We start from the raw sequence: 17,422 nt of genomic DNA, 5'->3' as shown, positions 1-17,422 counted from the left end.
GGTAAAAGCGCAAACAAGTAATAAGCAGTAGGTTTATTACCCTTGAATAAGTTCTCAATTGGCACCGGCTACAAGGGCATTAATAGTACGCTGATCAAGTATTTTATTATTTCGCCTGTCTATAGCAACACCTATATCCCAGAAAAATGGCTTAAGTCCGTTTGCAATAGCCTGCCGGGTTGTAAATTTTATCCAGTAATCTATTGCATCATTGTGAACAGCTAAATCTTTTGGGGTTGCTCGTCTGTAGGCTCCATATTCTCCCATAATAACAGGAATGCCCTTATCAACAAATTTGGCTTTCATAAGCTGAAATGCGCTCTTAACTTCAGATTCTTCTCCATATGTCGGGTTTCGTGAGGGATCTGATAATGAATGATGACCGCTTCCCCAATAATAAAACATGCGGCCCCAAGACTGATCCTTTTCCATAAGGCAAAAGTTAAAAGGAGAGTAATAATGTACTTCCACCATTAACCGGTTTGCTACCTCGTCCTTTGGCAGGGTGCCCATCAGTCTGTTTGTTTTGGTGATATCAGTACCAGGCCCCTGGACAATTAATATTCTGTAAGTATTTCGCCCGCCTGTTGATCTCACAGCATTAACAAAGGTTTGATGATATGAAAATAATACAGCCATTTGGGCAGCATCATTGGTGCTGGGTTCATTAGCGCTGGCAAACATCAAATGTTCATCAAAATCACGCATTGTTGTAGCTATTTGTTCCCAAAAAGCCTTTTGCCTGGCATTAACCGAATCTTTTTTAGCCGTTGTACAATTATTTTCAAGCCAACCGCCATCCCAGTGAATATTCAGCAACACATACATATCGTTTTTTATACAATATTGTACTACCTGTTTTACACGGTTTAACCACGCATCCTGTATTTTGGCACTTTTGTTATCTGAATATTGGTTCCAGGCACAGGGGATGCGAATAGCATTAAAACCGCTTCGCTTAACCAATTTGATATAATCCTCGGTGATTAACGGGTTACCCCAGCCGGTTTCGCTGCCGGGTGCTTCCATCGTGTTACCAATGTTCCAGCCCAATTTGATATGTGCCGCCAGTTGCTCTGCAGTATTACTCATTCGCGTCCTATCGGGAGCTTTCGGCGATATATTATATGATGGATAAATTGTTCTGACAACGGTTGTATCCTTTATTGCCGGGGGAATATCACAAGAAGCAGCTTTGAACGGTAAAGCGATCGAAAGTATAGCAGAAGTAAACCATAGTATACGTTTTAACATCATAGTTAATTAAGCAGGTTTTGTTTAAAAATTGGCTATAACCAAAGCCCACTTTTAATTACGTTTAGTAATAAAATCGGCATTGGTTTATACTGCTAAACTAAAAGCTACGGTACAATCTATTGTTCACAAATAGGGACACAAATGTTAAGTCGTCATACCACGCTTATCTACAATACTTTAAACTAAATCTCCAGCCTTAAAACAGTCAGAATTTAAACAGATGTTATCGAAATTTTAACAAAAAGAGTTAAAAGCAGAAGTTAAGCCTACGGTAAATGCCCGGTAAAACGTTTTAAAAACAGTTACGCGACTTCGCGTGCAGACTGAAACCTCGGTGCTAAAGGAGAGGGAGTACTTTTTTCTTAAAGTCCTTTTAGAGAGAATTTAGTTGAGGCCGTAAGCGACAAATTCACAAGGGTTACCCTACGGTAAACTGACCGCAGGTTTATAAAAGCTATTTGTTTTTGTTACTGGCATACGCAGACGGAAGGCAATCAAATTCGGCCTTAAAGCATCTTACAAAATACTTTTGGCTTTTAAAGCCTACTTTGTAAGAGATCTGTGATATGGTTAATTGTGAATTCTCCAGCAGTTGTGCAGCACGTTTCAGGCGGATGGTACGAATCAGATCGACGGGAGATTTCCCTGTTAAAGTAAGCGATCTTTTGTATAAAGTAACACGGCTTACACATAATTCGCTGCTCAATTCCTCAACGGAGAACTCGGCATTATCAATGTTTTTTTCGATCAGTTGCACCGCCTTTTTAATAAACGCCTCATCAAGTGATTCGGTTTCCACTTCTGTTGGTTTAACATCAAGCTGCTTTTGGTAGGCCTTACGCATGTCTTGCTGCATGGCCAGTATGTTTTTTAATTTAGAAGTGAGTATCTCGAAATTGAAGGGCTTTGTCAGGTAATCATTTGCGCCGGTTTCGAGACCCTGCAATTGCAGCTCTTCATCTGTAGCTGCGGTGAGCAGCACAACGGGTATATGCGATGTCCGTTTATCGTTACGTATTTTACGGCACAAATCGATACCATTCATCTCGGGCATGCTGATATCGCTTACCACAAGGTTAGGATGAAGGGCCAGGGTTTTCTGCCAGCCTTCCTTTCCATTAGCAGCTTCGATAATGGTAAAAGTATCATTTAAATTGTCTTTCAAATAAAAACGAAAATCCTCGTTGTCTTCAACCAATAAAACAGACAATTTTTTAATTGTATTGCTGCCTGCTGTCCGCACCCCGTCGGAGATTTCAGCGATTGACGCTTTGCTTAAATCAGGATCACGCAAAGATCCTTCTTCCTCCGTTGCTAAATCAACTGGTAGGAGGATTGTAAAGTAGCTGCCTTGCCCGGGCTGGCTTTGCACGGATAGCTCGCCATTATGCAGCTTTACAAATTCTTTAGTTATTGCCAGCCCTATTCCACTACCCTGGTTAACCATAGATCCGGGCACATCGTTTTGGAAGAAGCGTTCAAAAATCCGGCCCTGTTTATCTAAAGGAATTCCAATCCCTGTGTCAATAACCTTTATTTCGAGTTGCCGCCTTTCCGGTGCCTTTTCAAGTATTGCCAGTAAAACACTTATATGTCCGCCATCGGGTGTAAATTTAAATGCATTAGAAAGCAGATTGAAGATAATGCGTTCAATTTTATCATGATCAAAATTGATGATCAGGTTTTGAATTTCCGAATCGAATACCAGCCTGATGTTTTTTTTCTCGGCCACATCTGAGAACGAATAAACCATTTCGTTAATAAAACTTATAATGTCCCCGCTCCGGGCATGCAGCCTAAGTTCCTGCACCTCCATTTTCCTGAAATCGAGCAACTGGTTTACCATATTGAGTAAACGTTTGGCATTGCGGTTGATCATTTGCAACTGGTTCCTCTGCTCTTCAGCCTCAGTTTGCTTTAATATCTTTTCAACGGGTGCCATAATCAACGATAAGGGGGTCCTGAACTCATGGCTTACATTGGTAAAGAACTTAATTTTCATCATATCAAGTTCATGCATACGCCGGGCCTCCTGGCGCTCATTTTCAATCAACAATTTAGCCTCGCGTTTCTCCTTTTCGATTTCAAATTGCCTTCTTATTTTTTGAATTCCGCGCCGGCGCATAAAAAATAGGATTCCAAATAAAAACAATATATAAACAAGATAGGCTATTGTCGATTTCCAGAATGGCGGCAATACCTTAATCTTCAATGTTAAATAATCTGGATCCCACCTTCCCTCCTGGCTAATTGCACGTACTTTAAAGGTATAATCCCCGCCATCCAGGTTGGTATAGGTAGCTCTTCGTGTAGCATTATCCGCATCAATCCAGTCCTTATCAAAGCCTTCCAAAATATACTGATGTTTAACCTTGTTGGGATTAAAGAAATTAAGTGCTGCAAACTCAATCGTAAATACGTTCTCACTATGTGTCAGTGTCACTTGGCTTGTTGCCGAAATAGCTTTTGATAATACAACATGCCCATTAATCTCTTCATTAGCTTTGATACTTTTATTATACAGCAAAAAATCAGTAAAAATCAGTTTAGGCTTATTGATATTGGCATGGATAGCTAACGGGTCGAAAATATTGAAACCATGCCCTCCCCCAAAAATGAGTTCACCCTTTCGGGTTTTCAGTCCCGACTGCTCATTGAATTCCCGGCCCTGCAAACCATCAGTTTCATCAAAATTTTCAAACCTGAAAACGTAAGCATCCTTTTGCGGGATAAGTGTTATCCTGCTTAAACCGTTGGCAGTGCTTAACCACATCCTTCCTCTGTTATCTTCCTGTATATCCAGTATGGCATTTTCAGGCAGCCCGTTTTGTTTTGTGAGGGACGTAAATTTATTGGTTTCGGGATTAAGTATGCTTAACCCGTAGCGTGTTGCTATCCAGATGAGGCCACGCCTGTCCTGGTTAATACAGTTGATGGTGTTAGCGATTAAACTGTTAGGATCATTTTTGTTTATGCTGTAATGCAAAAACCGCCCCGTACTTTTTAAGATTACATCGATGCCAAAGTATCCTCCTGTCCAGATATTGCCTTTGCGGTCTTCAAACAGCGCAGCAACGTAAAGACACCTGATATCTGTTTGTTTAAAGGGAGGGGAAAACTTCTTTTTTTCCCTGTCAAATATCTGCAGCCCCGCCGCAAACGTCCCTATCCATAATCTATGCGAAGAGTCTTCAAAAATGCTCATCACCCGATTATCAGCAAGACTCCCGTCTACCTTATCACCATGTTTATAATGGGTAAATGTTTTTCCGTCAAAGCAGTCCAGGCCGCCAAAATAAGTGCCTATCCATAGTTTCTGATCATGATCGATACATAAACTAACAATAATGTCGTTGCTTAGGCTGTTTAAATTGCCTGTTTCGTACTTATATTGTTCGAAACTGCCGGTTTCACGGTTAAAGCAGATCAGGCCCCCTCCGTTTGTGCCAATCCAGATATTACCGTTTTTATCTTCAACAAACTTGTTGGCATCTTCGAAGCCCAAACTTCTATGGTCTGAAGCGAAATGCCGGTATAATGGAAAACGGATAATATTTTTATGATAATAACTTATTCCTTCTTTAAATGTGCCTGCCCACATAATTCCCGCATCGTCTTTATAAAGGTTGATAACGCTGTTCTGGCTTAATGATTTGGCATCATCTTCCCGGTTCAATAAATAGGTGAATTTGGATGTTTTTTTATCAAACAAGGTTATGCCGCCGTGGTCGGTCGCTATCCATATCAAGCCGTCGTCGGCCTCGATAATGTTACTGATGATATTAGATTTTAATTTGGATCCGGCCGACGCTTTACCTACAAGTTTTAACGTCCCGTTTGAGGGGCTGTAGTAATAAGCGTTGGCGTAAAAATTAGGTGCGTAAAACCATAAATCGTTATCCTTGTCGACAGTGATAGCATAATATGCCTCTCTGGCACTAACAGCTTTGCTAAAAATCTCTGTACGATAGGTAATTTTATTCTGCCTGGTATCAAGCTTTTCAACCATGCCGTTACGATAAGTCAGCCAAATATAACCGGTTGCATCCTGTGTTATATCCGAAAGTGAATTTGAATATAATGATGCGCCTGACCGGTCGCTACAATAGCGACGGGTTGTTTTGCTAATTTCATTATACCTGTAAAGCCCCGAATCAGGGCACAAAAACCAAAATTCACCTTTGCCACCACGTACTATTTTTGATACATTAGGATATGCCGGAATTTTTAATGAGCTGGTAACTAAAGCCATATCACTATCAAACTGTTCCGTTTCCGGATTATAAAAGCAATATCCGCCGCGCGTTGACACCCATAATTTTTTGCCCGGACCTTCAAAAATATTACTTACAAAATCGTCATTAAGCGACTTATTGTTATGAGCATCGTGTTTAAAAACTTTAAAACTATAACCATCATAACGGTTAAGGCCCGATGCCGTACCAAACCACATAAAACCTTCAGAATCTTTAAAAATGCAGTTAACCTGGTTGTGAGACAAGCCATTGCTTCTGTTTAGCTGCGAAAACTGGTATTTGCCATTTTGAGCAAAAGCAACATTAAGCATCAACAGTAGTATAAGCATTAGTGATAATTTGTATCTCATAGCTTAGGGGTATTCTTAAAAATAAGCAATAAAAACAGAGTTTGGCAAAGGTCAAATTTTAATATGCAAGGCAAAGCTCATTAATGACCTGTACTAATTCAAAGTTTTGAGATATGCTTCTTTATATTGGTTGATTCAAACCTACAGTAAGCCTCCATCTAAAAACTTAATTAAAATGGACTTTTTATTGTAAAAATCCGACTTTACTATATTTTAGATATTGATATGCATTTAGGTATATCAAAGCATTTGCATATTTGTGGTCCAGATGATCAAAAGAAATTTAAAACATACTTTCTCGCTGCTTAACGTTGACTATGTGAGGCTTAACTGTAAATGGAATTATAGGAATGTTATAAGTCCATACTACCGTATTTATTACATAGATGACGGAGAAGGTGAACTATCAGATGCCGCCAATTCATTAAAACTTGAACCGGGCTATTTATACATCATTCCAAGTTTCACGCTATGCAACTTGGGTTGTGGTGATTATCTCGGTCAGTTTTTCGTTCAGTTTTTTGAAGATTCGATAGACGGAAGCTCACTGTTTGCCAATAACAGGGCTGTATTGAAAACAAAGGCCACCGAAATGGATGTTAACCTTTTCAACCGATTACTTCAAATTAACCCGGGGCGGGGAATCAACCGGTCCGATAACCCTCAGGTGTATGAAAAAGATATTTATTATAAGGAATACCAGGAACTTAACAATCAACAAAACACATCAACATACCTGGAAACCCAGGGTATCCTGATGATGCTAACTGCCAAATTCCTGACTCCTCAATTGTTCAAAAGCCCGGAACATAAACTTATCCCGGTAAAAATTGCAGAAACATTAAATTATATCCTTGTTAATTTACATTTGGAACTTTCGGTTCAGCTGCTTGCATCCCGGGCCAATCAAAATGTTGATTATTTTTCAAGGCAATTTAAACAATATACCGGAAGCAGGCCATTAAATTATATCAATGAAAAACGCGTTGAGCGTGCACAGTACCTGATGGCGACAAGCCGCATGTCCTATTCAGAAATCTGTACTCAAACCGGATTTGATAACCTTTCTTATTTCTCCAAAACATTCAAAAAGCTCACCGGCATGTCGCCCAGTGAATATAGAAAGCAGATGTACCTGGTTGGTTTTGATCATTGATCAACGAGCTACAGATATCATGATAGCCGAGAAAAATAGGGCTGTCATTAAAAAAGCTTGGTCTGAAATAACCATTGCCAATGCATTTATAGATACCGGGCCTTAAATAATCAATGTGTAATAGCTCGTACAACATATTAGCTTTACTCCACATACAACAACCACTAAATAAACAAGTTACAGTCAGTCCTCCCAATATACACTTCGATTTAGCAACCTCAATTCTTTTCAATAATTCGCATTTTCTCCCGCCCAAAAAGTCGGTTTTATACAAAAAAAAGTCCCATTAGGCCAATTATTTAGCTGTTAATTCAAAGAAATTTGTATGATTATCAATTATTGATCCGATAATGCGAATTGCAGATTAACCAATTATAGATAGCCACTTGTAGATATTTATTTAAAGCCCGGCTATTCATCCATATAGCTTATCGGCATAGCTGTTTTCTTTAATCGTTAAACTTAATTATGAAAAGAAGAACTTTAATAAAAGGCTTAGCTGCAGGATTCTCATCCTTGTATCTGTCAAGGGCCTTTGGCAGTAGTTTGCTGCACCCAAATTTAAATGCCAGTCTCGCCCCCGGCCCTTTTAAACCCGCATGGGATTCATTAGCGCAATACCAGGTACCCGATTGGTTTCGCGACGCGAAGTTTGGTATCTGGGCGCACTGGGGACCTCAATGCCAGCCCGAACGCGGCGACTGGTATGCCCGCGGCATGTACCAGGAAGGTAGTGATCAATATAAATACCATGTTCAAAAATATGGACACCCTTCAAAATTTGGCTTTAAAGATGTTATTAACGAATGGAAGGCCGAGAACTGGAACCCCGATGAACTGGTAGGCCTTTACAAAAAAGCAGGTGCTAAATATTTTATGGCACTGGCCAATCACCATGATAACTTTGACCTTTACGACAGCAAATACCAAAGCTGGAACTCTACCAAACTTGGCCCCAAAAAAGACCTGATTGGCGGCTGGGCCAAAGCAGCTAAAGAACACGGCCTGCCTTTTGGTGTAACAGTGCACGCTTCCCATCCATGGACATGGTATGAGGTTGCACAGCGTGCAGATAAAAGCGGACCATATGCAGGTATCCCTTACGACGGTAAACTCACTAAAGCTGATGGCGCAGGCAAATGGTGGAACGGTTATGACCCGCAGGAATTGTATGCACAAAACCACACCTTAAGCAAGGATAGTCTTAATGACGACAGCATGGGGGCTCATTGGGATTGGGGCAACGGCGCAAGCGTGCCTAATAAAGCTTATTGCGATAAGTTCCTGAACCGTACCATCGAGCTAATTGATAAATATGGGCCCGAATTAATCTATTTTGACGATACCGCATTACCTCTTTGGCCGGTAAGCGATGCAGGCTTAAAAATTGCAGCGCATATGTACAATACCAGTATTAAAAAACATGGTAAACTGCAGGCTGCATTGTTTGCCAAGGTACTGAATGAGCAACAGCGTAAATGTATGATATGGGATATAGAGCGCGGACAGAGCAACCAGATAGAGCCCTTGCCATGGCAAACGGATACTTGTATTGGTGCCTGGCACTATGATCGCCGCATATTTGATAATAAACATTATAAAAGCGCCAAAACCGTGGTTCACACCCTGGTTGACATTGTAAGCAAAAACGGCAATCTGCTCTTAAACATACCGTTACGTGGCGATGGCACTCTTGATAGTGAGGAACGTACCGTAGTTGACGGTATAGGAGCCTGGATGCAGGTTAACAGCGGGGCAATTTACGGCACCCGGCCATGGAAGGTATTTGGAGAAGGGCCGGCAACAGATTCGGCGGCACCTATCAATGCACAGGGTTTTAATGAAGGTAAAGGCAAGCCATTCGGTGCCGAAGATATCCGGTTTACCACAAAAGGTAAAACCCTTTACGCTACTATGCTGGGTTGGCCTGCCGGTAATGAAGCAATTATTAAAAAATTAGCAAAAGGCAATGAAGCAGGTATTATAAGCAGCGTAAGCCTGCTTGGAAACGATAAGCTGAGCTTTGAACAGACGGAAGCAGGGCTTAAGGTAAAGATGCCTGAAAATGCTCCTTGCAACGATGCATTTGTATTAAAAATAGAAGGGGCTATTTAATCAATATCATGAACCTGAAAACTTTTTACGTCTTGATTACTGCTGTTTCGTTGGCAGTTCCTTCTTTAGCCCAAACTTTTAAGCTGGTATCGCCCGATAAAAAAAACATTATCGAGGTAAACAATACCAATAGTCTGCAATATACTGTAACCAGCAATGGTTTAACTATCATCCATCCTTCTTCACTGGGCTTTGAGTTTAAAAACGAACCTGCTATGGGTGCCAGCATGACCGTAACCGGTCATGTTGAACATTCCGTTAACCAAACATGGGCACCGGTAGTAAAAGCAAAACATAGTACCATCACCGACCATTACAATGAACTGGAACTGTCACTGATGGAAAAATCGGGTCCTATGCGCCGGATAAAGATCTGGTTCAGGGCTTATGATGACGGGATTGCCTTTCGTTACCAGTTATTCGGAGCCGACAACATCGGCGACCGGCAGATTATAAGGGAACTGACCAGTTTTAATTTACCGGCAAAGGCAAAGAGTTGGGTGGCAGACTACGGCAGTTATACCTCATCTCAGGAGACTGAATTTCAACCCAAAAACCTAAACCATATCACAGAAAAAACAATAGCGGGCTTACCCCTGCTGGTAGAATTAGATCAAAGCCATTATACGGCAATTACAGAGGCTAATATCGATAACTATCCCGGGTTTTATATTGGTTCGCTAAAAACAGATACGAACGCAACTGACAAAGTTGAACTGGTTACGAAATTATCCCCTCTGCCAGGCGAAAGTGAGAACGGGGTTAAGGCGCGTTTCGCTAACAACCTGCTTACCCCCTGGCGTGTGGTCATGCTGGCAGCTTCGCCGGGTAAATTAATCGAATCGGAACTGATCCAGAACCTGAACCCTCCCTGCATCTTGAAGGATGCAAACTGGATCAAGCCTGGTATGAGCGCCTGGGATAACTGGTGGAGCGGCGAGGTCAAGATGGATATGCCAACCATCAAAAAGTATATCGATCTGGCATCGGCACAGCATTGGCCTTACATGCTTATCGACTGGCAATGGTATGGCCCATTTAACAAGCCAGAAGCTAATATTACCAAACCTGCCCCGCAATTGAACATGCCCGAAATTTTAGCTTATGCCCAAGCAAAAAAGGTTAAATGCTGGCTGTGGTTGTATAGTTCGGATGTTAACCGGAATGATAATTTTGAAAAAGCTTTTCCAATTTACGAACAATGGGGCATTGCCGGGGTTAAGATTGATTTTATGGACCGGGACGACCAGCAAATGGTAAACTGGTACCGCCGCATCATTAGAACTGCCGCCCAGTATCACCTGATGGTTGATTTTCACGGTGCTTATAAACCCGATGGTATTGAGCGTACCTATCCGAACATGTTAACCCGCGAAGGAGTTTTAGGAGAGGAATATTCCAAGTTTTCGACCAGAATAACAGCAGGACATAATACTACACTCCCATTCACCCGTATGCTGGCAGGGCCAATGGATTATACTCCCGGCGGTTTTTTAAATGTAAAAAAAGAAGAGTTCAGGAAAGGCAGCCCCACCCAGGTAATGAACAGCCGTTGCGCCGAACTGGCAAAATTTGTGATTTACGAAAGTCCCTTTACGGTTTACTGCGATGCACCCGACTACATTTTGGGTAAGCCAGGGGCCGATTTCCTAAACAATATGCCTACCGTTTGGGACGATACGAAAGTACTTGGCGGTTACCCGGGCGAATATGTCATCATCGCCAAAAGAAGCGGAAAAGACTGGTACGTAGGCGCAATGACCAACGGTTCGGAAAGGACGATTCAATTAAAAATGGATTTTTTACCGGCGGGTAAATATACCTTATCGTCATGGGCGGATGTGTTGTCCTCACCTCAAAACTTAACCCGGACTGAAGGCAAAGTATCAGCAAGTGCAGTTATGAATATCCATTTGGATACCTCGGGCGGATGGGTAGCCAAAATCACAGCCTACAAATAAGAATGGCCCTTTTACCCGGCAACAGAAACATAAAACATAATGATCCGATCATGACGAAGAATAAAACACTCTTTCCATTTATACTAATAACCAGTTTATTCTTTTTATGGGGTTTCGCCCATAACCTCGACCCTATATTGATACCGCACTTAAAAAAGTCGTTTACGCTCACAACCGTCCAAGCCACACTGGTGGATTCGGCTGTATTTATTGCCTATTTTTTGATGGCTTTGCCGGCAGGCTTCATCATGAAAAAATATGGCTATAAAGCAGGTATCATAACCGGTCTGCTTGTTTTTGCATTTGGCTCATATTTATTTATACCGGCGGCTAATACCCAACAGTACACGTTTTTCCTGGTAGCCTTATTTATCATTGCCTGCGGGTTAACCATTTTAGAAACCGCCGCCAATCCCTATGCTTCTTCATTGGGCGATCCGGCAACTTCTATACAAAGGCTTAACTTTGCCCAGTCATTTAACGGGCTGGCTGCCACCCTCGCCCCCATTATTGGCGCACGTATCATCCTCACTAAAGGATATACCGCTGCACAATTAGGAGTTATGACAGAAGAAGGCCGAAAACTGGCGCTGGCCGCAGAGGCTTCTTCCGTAAAAATGCCTTATTTTATATTAGGTAGTGTACTGGTACTTATCGCCTTAATCTTTGCATTTACCCATCTCCCCCGAATCCAACAACATGAAGGACATGCGGCCAGTAAAAATATCTTACACGCCCTCAAGCACCGTCATTTGGCCTGGGGTGTAGCCGCACAGTTCTTTTACGTAGGTGCGCAGGTTTGCGTGTTTAGTTTATTTATTCTTTATGCAACAAAATCGGCAGGTATTACAGAAGTAAAAGCGGCAGATTATTTGGGAGTATGTGGCTTTGCATTCCTTATCGGCAGGTTTATCGGTACTTTCCTGATGAGGTATTTTAGCTCGGCGAGCTTACTCGCTGCCTATGGAGCTATTAATATCTTGCTTTGCGCGATAGCTATCTTAAGTCATGGTATGATCACCGTCTATACGGTTATGGCTATATGTTTCTTTATGTCGATCATGTTTCCAACAATTTTTGCGCTGGGCATAAAGGACTTGAAAGCCGATACGGAATTTGGCAGCAGCCTGATCATTATGTCCATCGTCGGCGGTGCTGTTTTGCCAAGGGTGTTTGGTTACATCAGCGACGTAACCGGTAATATTCAATATGGCTATGTGGTACCATTGGTATGCTTTGCGGTGGTAGCATTTTTTGGATTAAAAGGCCATCAGATAAAAGTGAAACAAGAAAATATACCTGTTTCAGCTATCCTTTAATAATATCCATTTTCGATATGCAAGAAATTAATTTACCTAAAATAATTTTTGGAACCAGCGGATTAGGAAATTTATACGTAGCACTTTCTGATGAAGTTAAACGGTCAATTGTTGCCGAAAGCATCAGATATTCCCCTAAACCGGCCGTATTTGATTCCGCTGGCAAATACGGCGCGGGACTTGCGCTCGAATCGCTGGGAAGTGCACTGGCACAATTGAAGGCAAACCCTTCAGATGTACTCATTAGCAATAAATTAGGCTGGCTGCGTACTGCATTAACAAGTCCGGAGCCTACTTTTGAACCTGGGGTTTGGCGTGACCTGAAATACGATGCCGTTCAACGAATTAGTTATGAAGGCATCCTGGAGTGCTATGAACAGGGAAACAAATTGTTGGGCAATTACCATGCAGAACTGGTGTCTGTACATGACCCGGATGAATATTTTAATGCGGCAAAAGATGAGCAGGAACAAGCGCAACGTTACCATGATATATTGGAAGCTTACCGTGCGCTAAACGAGTTGAAACGGGATGGTAAAGTAAAGGGCATCGGCGTAGGTTCTAAGGACTGGCGGATCATCAGGAAAATAACCGATGATGTAAAGCTCGATTGGGTGATGATAGCCAATAGTATGACAGTGCACAGCCACCCCCGGGAATTAATTGAATTTATGCAGGACCTTGAAAAACAAGGAACTCAGATCATTAATTCCGCTGTTTTTAACGGGGGCTTTTTAACAGGATCTGCTTATTACAATTACCGGTTAACCGATCCGGTAAAAGACAGCCATTTGTACCGCTGGAGGGAGTTGTTCTATGGCTTATGTGCAGATTATAACATAAAACCCGCCGACGCCTGTGTTGCCTTTGGACTAAAAGCGCCCGGTGTTAAAAGCATTGCCATAAATACCACCAATGCGGAGCGGGTGTCCCAAAATGTTGCTTTAGCCTATTTAACGATCCCTGCGCAATTTTGGAAAGAAATGAAGGCAACTGGTTTAATCGATGTGTCATACGCCTCCACCTACCTGTAAAAAATAAAATATCACGATGAAAAGATACTGTTTGGCCCTTGATTTAAAGGATGATCCGCAATTGATAGCAGAATATGAACACTGGCATAAGGCAGAAAATAGCTGGCCGGAGATACGCAAAAGCATCGTGGACGTAGATATACTCGATATGCAGATCTATCGTACCGGAAACAGATTGTTTATGATCATGGAAACTAGCGATGACTACCAGGCAAAAAGAAAAGAAGCAATGGATGCGCTTAACCCTAAAGTACAGGAATGGGAACAGTTGATGTGGCTATTTCAACAGCCCCTCCCCTGGGCAAAGGACGGGGAGAAATGGGTACTTATGAAACAGATTTTTAAGCTTTAAAACCGAGAGTATATGCAGGTAATAGTTTGCGAGGAGCCAGGGCGGCTGGCTTTTAAAGAACAGGAAAAACCCGAAATTCAAGAAGGCTATGCACAGATCAGAATCAGGAGAATAGGAATTTGCGGCACCGATCTGCATGCTTTTGATGGGACACAACCATATTTTAGCTACCCGCGCGTTTTGGGCCATGAGCTTTCTGGCGAATTGGTTGATACAGGCGGCGCAGCAGGTTTTCAAAAAGGAGATGTTGTTACATTTATCCCCTACTTCAACTGCGGCTCTTGTATAGCTTGCAGATCGGGCAAACCCAATTGCTGTGTAAAGATCAATGTATGCGGCGTACATATTGACGGCGGAATGGCCGAATACCTGAATGTGCCAACTTACTCACTTGTACATGGCGAAGGTTTAAGCTATGATGAACTGGCTTTAGTAGAGCCACTTGCTATTGGTGCACATGGTGTAAGACGGGCGGATGTTAAACCAGGGGAATGCGTGCTGGTTATCGGGGCAGGGCCAATAGGCCTGGGGATCATGGAATTTGCCCGCATTGCCGGCGGCAGGGTAATTGCAATGGATCTAAATGCCGGGCGGCTTAAATTTTGCAGCGACAAATTAAAGGTAGATCACACGATCAATGTATTGGACGAGAACGTAATAACGCGATTGTCAAAAATAACAAACGGCGATATGCCTGCTGTAATAATAGATGCAACCGGCAGCTTAAATGCAATTAATAATGGGTTTAGCTACATGGCTCACGGTGCCAGATATGTATTGGTCGGTCTACAAAAGGGGGAGATCAGAGTAAGCCATCCTGAATTTCATAAACGTGAAGCTACGCTCATGAGCAGCCGCAATGCAACCAGGGAAGACTTTGAGCATGTGATCACCTCAATAAAAAAAGGGTTAGTGCAACCGGCAAATTATATTACACATCGGGTAGCGTTTAATAAAGTGAAGGATAACTTTGAAAGCTGGCTTGACCCAGCGAATGGGGTGATTAAAGCGATGGCAGAGGTTTAAATAAGATAAACATTCAAGCCCACAAACTTTAACTTTAAGAATTTATCAAATGCACTTCCTATTGTAAACAGCAAGATGGCGCTCGCAGCGTCAATTATTCTTGGAGTGAATAAGCAGACACTTGTTAATTTGAACGCGGGGGTGGAAAGACACCTCGCAAAGTCTTCAAGAACTAATTATACTTTGAAAGATGTAGTTGATTGTTTCGCCGATTGTTACAACAACGAAAAGTTAATCAACCTGTTGTCAAATCACATGTAAATGCTGACGAGAAGTTAATCAACTTGTTGTTAAACTACATATAAATGCTGACAAAAAGTTGAAGAATCTGTTGTTTTGGTATCGGGCATTGAGGTGCCAATGGACACCAGAAGATTAGTATCAGTAGATTGCGATTTTGTTGATGCCGAAACTAACTTCTGCGAGTGGTGTTACGTATGAGGATTGTCTAAAATTGTACGCCGAATCTGAATCAAATCGGAATAATTTTAGACAAGTGCTTGGCATCAGCACGTTTGAGCAACCTCTTGTGATTTTCGCTTTTGAAAAACTTATTCAAACAACTGCTGACTTTCCGTATAATACGTTTTGCGTTTATCCAATTCAGATTTGAGTATTACTTCACCATTAAGCGTCAAGCTTTGCTTCGGCCGGTGCACCTGCAGAAAATCACGTTCCTTTTCAGTGATGGTATCCGGAAAATTTCCGCGGATATGGTTTTCCGCATCAGTTAAAACATTGTTAATGGCCTGGGTTAAGACCTCAATATGAGCTTCAGGTATTTTGTTGGCCTTGGAAAAAGGGGATATTTTTGCCGCGTAAAGGATTTCATCCACATACGCATTGCCGATACCCTGGACAGTTTTCCCATCGGTTAACACCGTTTTGATGGGCCTGGACAATTTGAAGAGTGCCGCCTTCAAATAACCGGCGGGCAGGTCCATGGCATCGGGGGCTCCGTTGGGTTTAGGATCGAGCGTCAGGATCACCGCCTTTTGCCAGTCCGTGACCGCCAGCCCGGTACCATCGGCAAACAGCAGTTCCGCGATCGTGAACCGGTTGGTATTTTCATTTTCATACCAGTACATGGTGCCGTGCAGCATCAGATGGATGCTTAATACATGCCCGTTTCCAAATAAAAAGTGTAGTTCCTTGCCTATCCTGTTAATGCCCGTTAAAGACTGGTCTTCCAGCGCCTCCTGAATGACGTTTTCGGAGACTTTGAGCTGGCGGGTTATCGGGATATGGATTGACGCCAGGGTCTTTCCAACGAGTCTTCGGGCAAGGTTGCTGCTGAATACATTTAAATCAGGGATTTCCGGCATGGCTTTAATTATTATTATTGATATTCACTTTCGACCCGCAGGCCAATTTCTTCAATGATCGAATCTGATAATATGATACCCGATTCCTGTATCCAGGTCGCGTCACTTGTATGGGCGCGCCCACAAAGGCTTCAAAATCACCCACAGGTTGCGCGTTTTCGAACACCCGTAAAGTTCTCACGCTGTCCGCTGGCAAGTGATGATCAAAATTTGTTATATCCATTTCGTTTCTACCAAAGTGCATAAATCAAAGGTATTGAGTCCTATCAAAAAAGCATCATCATACACTAAATAATTTGTCTGATATCTCAGGTATCCAGGCACTGGAAGAACCCCAAAAGACGGATAACTTCCATATTGCTTCACGCCATGCACTTTCACATTGCTGCATGTGTTGATAAAATGGCCAATTTGCCCGAAAAGAAAAAATAAATTAATTTCAGCCGCTGGGTATGGGACAATTACTAAGAATAAATTTTGAGAATCAAGATCATAGTTTCAGGATTTTGAATAAAGAAGCTATTACGCGTGAGACACAGATCATCGATCTGTCACTGGACGGCCAGTCGGTGACGATCATTAAAGAAGGTAAGTTTTGGGTGATGGAAAAGCCTATGGAAGGCATAACATCAGACCTCGTTAACGCAATAGCTAAAAACATAGCCTTACGTTTCCGCATATGACGGTTATCGAAAACGAGGCACACTGTATCGCACCTTTAACCGCAAATGATGTCTTTCAACATGAACAACTGGCTTCGGAAATCTACCAGTTATTATCTGATGAGCATACGTTACAATACTTACCCAGCAAAAAACTCACATCGTTGGGTGAGGCCAGGATCTGGCTGAGTACCGCCATATTGAATTTCTATTCCGGTCGCAATCAGGTTCATTTGATCCGTTCAAAGTCGAACGGTGCATTATTAGGTGTTCTGGATCTTATCCCGCCGGCGGTGGCTAAAGAGCATTACCAGCTGGCGCACTATCCGTTTTTTATCGAATTTTATTTGAAAGGGAACGTAAGGGGTAAAGCTTTAATGACGCGCTTGCTGTCGACAGTAGTTAAACATTTGGAAGGAGAAGGGATCGGACAATTAGCAGCAGTCGTCAACCGCCGCAATATTCCGGCTGCAAAAGTATTAAAGCGTTCCGGCTTCAGGTTAGCGGGGATTTTTGACCAGACCCAGGATCTTTATTATTACTGAATAGTAGCTCACGAAGGACCAATCTCAGAGTTGCCATAACACCGGTTTCAGATCCGTAAAAGGT

The 17,422-nt window shown here is 42.3% G+C and carries 12 protein-coding genes; 9 read left to right on the top strand and 3 right to left on the bottom strand.

What is annotated here, in order from left to right; genetic code table 11:
• Window positions 1-54: 54 nt before the first annotated feature.
• Together DUL71_RS29770 and DUL71_RS29765 are read right to left on the bottom strand one after the other, a co-directional pair.
• Window positions 55-1,257 carry a glycoside hydrolase family 5 protein gene (locus tag DUL71_RS29770; protein WP_208645691.1) on the bottom strand — a complete coding sequence of 401 codons (1,203 nt, stop codon included), beginning with the start codon at window positions 1,255-1,257 and terminating at the stop codon, window positions 55-57.
• 454 nt (window positions 1,258-1,711) lie between these two features.
• Window positions 1,712-5,863, bottom strand: a complete 4,152-nt coding sequence (locus DUL71_RS29765; RefSeq protein ID WP_114941456.1) for a hybrid sensor histidine kinase/response regulator transcription factor — start codon at window positions 5,861-5,863, stop codon at window positions 1,712-1,714.
• A 268-nt stretch (window positions 5,864-6,131) separates the two neighbouring features.
• Here DUL71_RS29765 and DUL71_RS29760 point away from each other — a divergent pair, with 268 nt between their 5' ends.
• The 7 genes from DUL71_RS29760 (at window position 6,132) to DUL71_RS29730 (ending at window position 14,826) form a co-directional block, all read left to right on the top strand.
• Complete coding sequence (locus DUL71_RS29760) at window positions 6,132-7,019, top strand: helix-turn-helix domain-containing protein (protein WP_114941455.1); 888 nt, start codon at window positions 6,132-6,134, stop codon at window positions 7,017-7,019.
• A 468-nt stretch (window positions 7,020-7,487) separates the two neighbouring features.
• Window positions 7,488-9,134, top strand: a complete 1,647-nt coding sequence (locus DUL71_RS29755) for an alpha-L-fucosidase (RefSeq protein WP_114941454.1) — start codon at window positions 7,488-7,490, stop codon at window positions 9,132-9,134.
• 8 nt (window positions 9,135-9,142) lie between these two features.
• Window positions 9,143-11,095 carry a glycoside hydrolase family 97 protein gene (locus DUL71_RS32470; protein ID WP_208645690.1) on the top strand — a complete coding sequence of 651 codons (1,953 nt, stop codon included), beginning with the start codon at window positions 9,143-9,145 and terminating at the stop codon, window positions 11,093-11,095.
• A 50-nt stretch (window positions 11,096-11,145) separates the two neighbouring features.
• Window positions 11,146-12,414: an L-fucose:H+ symporter permease gene (gene fucP, locus DUL71_RS29745; protein WP_114941490.1), complete on the top strand. Its 1,269-nt coding sequence runs from the start codon at window positions 11,146-11,148 to the stop codon at window positions 12,412-12,414.
• Window positions 12,415-12,431: 17 nt separating this feature from the next.
• Window positions 12,432-13,448, top strand: coding sequence for an aldo/keto reductase (locus tag DUL71_RS29740; protein ID WP_114941453.1), 1,017 nt, complete (start codon window positions 12,432-12,434; stop codon window positions 13,446-13,448).
• Between the two features lie 16 nt (window positions 13,449-13,464).
• Complete coding sequence (locus DUL71_RS29735; RefSeq protein WP_114941452.1) at window positions 13,465-13,800, top strand: L-rhamnose mutarotase; 336 nt, start codon at window positions 13,465-13,467, stop codon at window positions 13,798-13,800.
• A 12-nt stretch (window positions 13,801-13,812) separates the two neighbouring features.
• On the top strand, window positions 13,813-14,826 hold the full coding sequence (locus DUL71_RS29730) for a zinc-binding alcohol dehydrogenase family protein (RefSeq protein ID WP_114941451.1): 1,014 nt from the start codon (window positions 13,813-13,815) through the stop codon (window positions 14,824-14,826).
• A 551-nt stretch (window positions 14,827-15,377) separates the two neighbouring features.
• Here the strand turns inward: DUL71_RS29730 and DUL71_RS29720 are convergent.
• Window positions 15,378-16,151, bottom strand: a complete 774-nt coding sequence (locus DUL71_RS29720; RefSeq protein WP_114941449.1) for a DNA-formamidopyrimidine glycosylase family protein — start codon at window positions 16,149-16,151, stop codon at window positions 15,378-15,380.
• Window positions 16,152-16,603: 452 nt separating this feature from the next.
• Between DUL71_RS29720 and DUL71_RS29710 the strand changes: the two genes are divergently transcribed.
• Together DUL71_RS29710 and DUL71_RS29705 are read left to right on the top strand one after the other, a co-directional pair.
• Window positions 16,604-16,834: a hypothetical protein gene (locus tag DUL71_RS29710; RefSeq protein ID WP_114941447.1), complete on the top strand. Its 231-nt coding sequence runs from the start codon at window positions 16,604-16,606 to the stop codon at window positions 16,832-16,834.
• Window positions 16,831-17,358 (top strand): GNAT family N-acetyltransferase, encoded by a 528-nt coding sequence (locus DUL71_RS29705; protein WP_114941446.1) that lies wholly within the window; start codon window positions 16,831-16,833, stop codon window positions 17,356-17,358. The genes DUL71_RS29710 and DUL71_RS29705 overlap by 4 nt, the downstream gene beginning before the upstream one ends.
• The last annotated feature ends 64 nt before the right edge of the window (window positions 17,359-17,422 follow it).

Origin of the sequence: Mucilaginibacter endophyticus, assembly GCF_003351025.1 — a bacterium.
GTDB lineage: Bacteria > Bacteroidota > Bacteroidia > Sphingobacteriales > Sphingobacteriaceae > Mucilaginibacter > Mucilaginibacter endophyticus.
Note: the sequence above shows the minus strand (reverse complement) of the source record. Positions and strands in the feature narration are given on the sequence as shown.

Excerpts from the sequence above, each read along its gene's own strand:
- DUL71_RS29740 (WP_114941453.1), top strand. The coding sequence starts at position 12,432 with ATGCAAGAAATTAATTTACCTAAAATAATTTTTGGAACCAGCGGATTA.
- DUL71_RS29730 (WP_114941451.1), top strand. The coding sequence starts at position 13,813 with ATGCAGGTAATAGTTTGCGAGGAGCCAGGGCGGCTGGCTTTTAAAGAA.
- DUL71_RS29735 (WP_114941452.1), top strand. The coding sequence starts at position 13,465 with ATGAAAAGATACTGTTTGGCCCTTGATTTAAAGGATGATCCGCAATTG.
- DUL71_RS29770 (WP_208645691.1), bottom strand. The coding sequence starts at position 1,257 with ATGATGTTAAAACGTATACTATGGTTTACTTCTGCTATACTTTCGATC.
- DUL71_RS29705 (WP_114941446.1), top strand. The coding sequence starts at position 16,831 with ATGACGGTTATCGAAAACGAGGCACACTGTATCGCACCTTTAACCGCA.
- fucP (WP_114941490.1), top strand. The coding sequence starts at position 11,146 with ATGACGAAGAATAAAACACTCTTTCCATTTATACTAATAACCAGTTTA.
- DUL71_RS29755 (WP_114941454.1), top strand. The coding sequence starts at position 7,488 with ATGAAAAGAAGAACTTTAATAAAAGGCTTAGCTGCAGGATTCTCATCC.
- DUL71_RS29760 (WP_114941455.1), top strand. The coding sequence starts at position 6,132 with ATGATCAAAAGAAATTTAAAACATACTTTCTCGCTGCTTAACGTTGAC.
- DUL71_RS29720 (WP_114941449.1), bottom strand. The coding sequence starts at position 16,151 with ATGCCGGAAATCCCTGATTTAAATGTATTCAGCAGCAACCTTGCCCGA.
- DUL71_RS29710 (WP_114941447.1), top strand. The coding sequence starts at position 16,604 with ATGGGACAATTACTAAGAATAAATTTTGAGAATCAAGATCATAGTTTC.
- DUL71_RS29765 (WP_114941456.1), bottom strand. The coding sequence starts at position 5,863 with ATGAGATACAAATTATCACTAATGCTTATACTACTGTTGATGCTTAAT.
- DUL71_RS32470 (WP_208645690.1), top strand. The coding sequence starts at position 9,143 with ATGAACCTGAAAACTTTTTACGTCTTGATTACTGCTGTTTCGTTGGCA.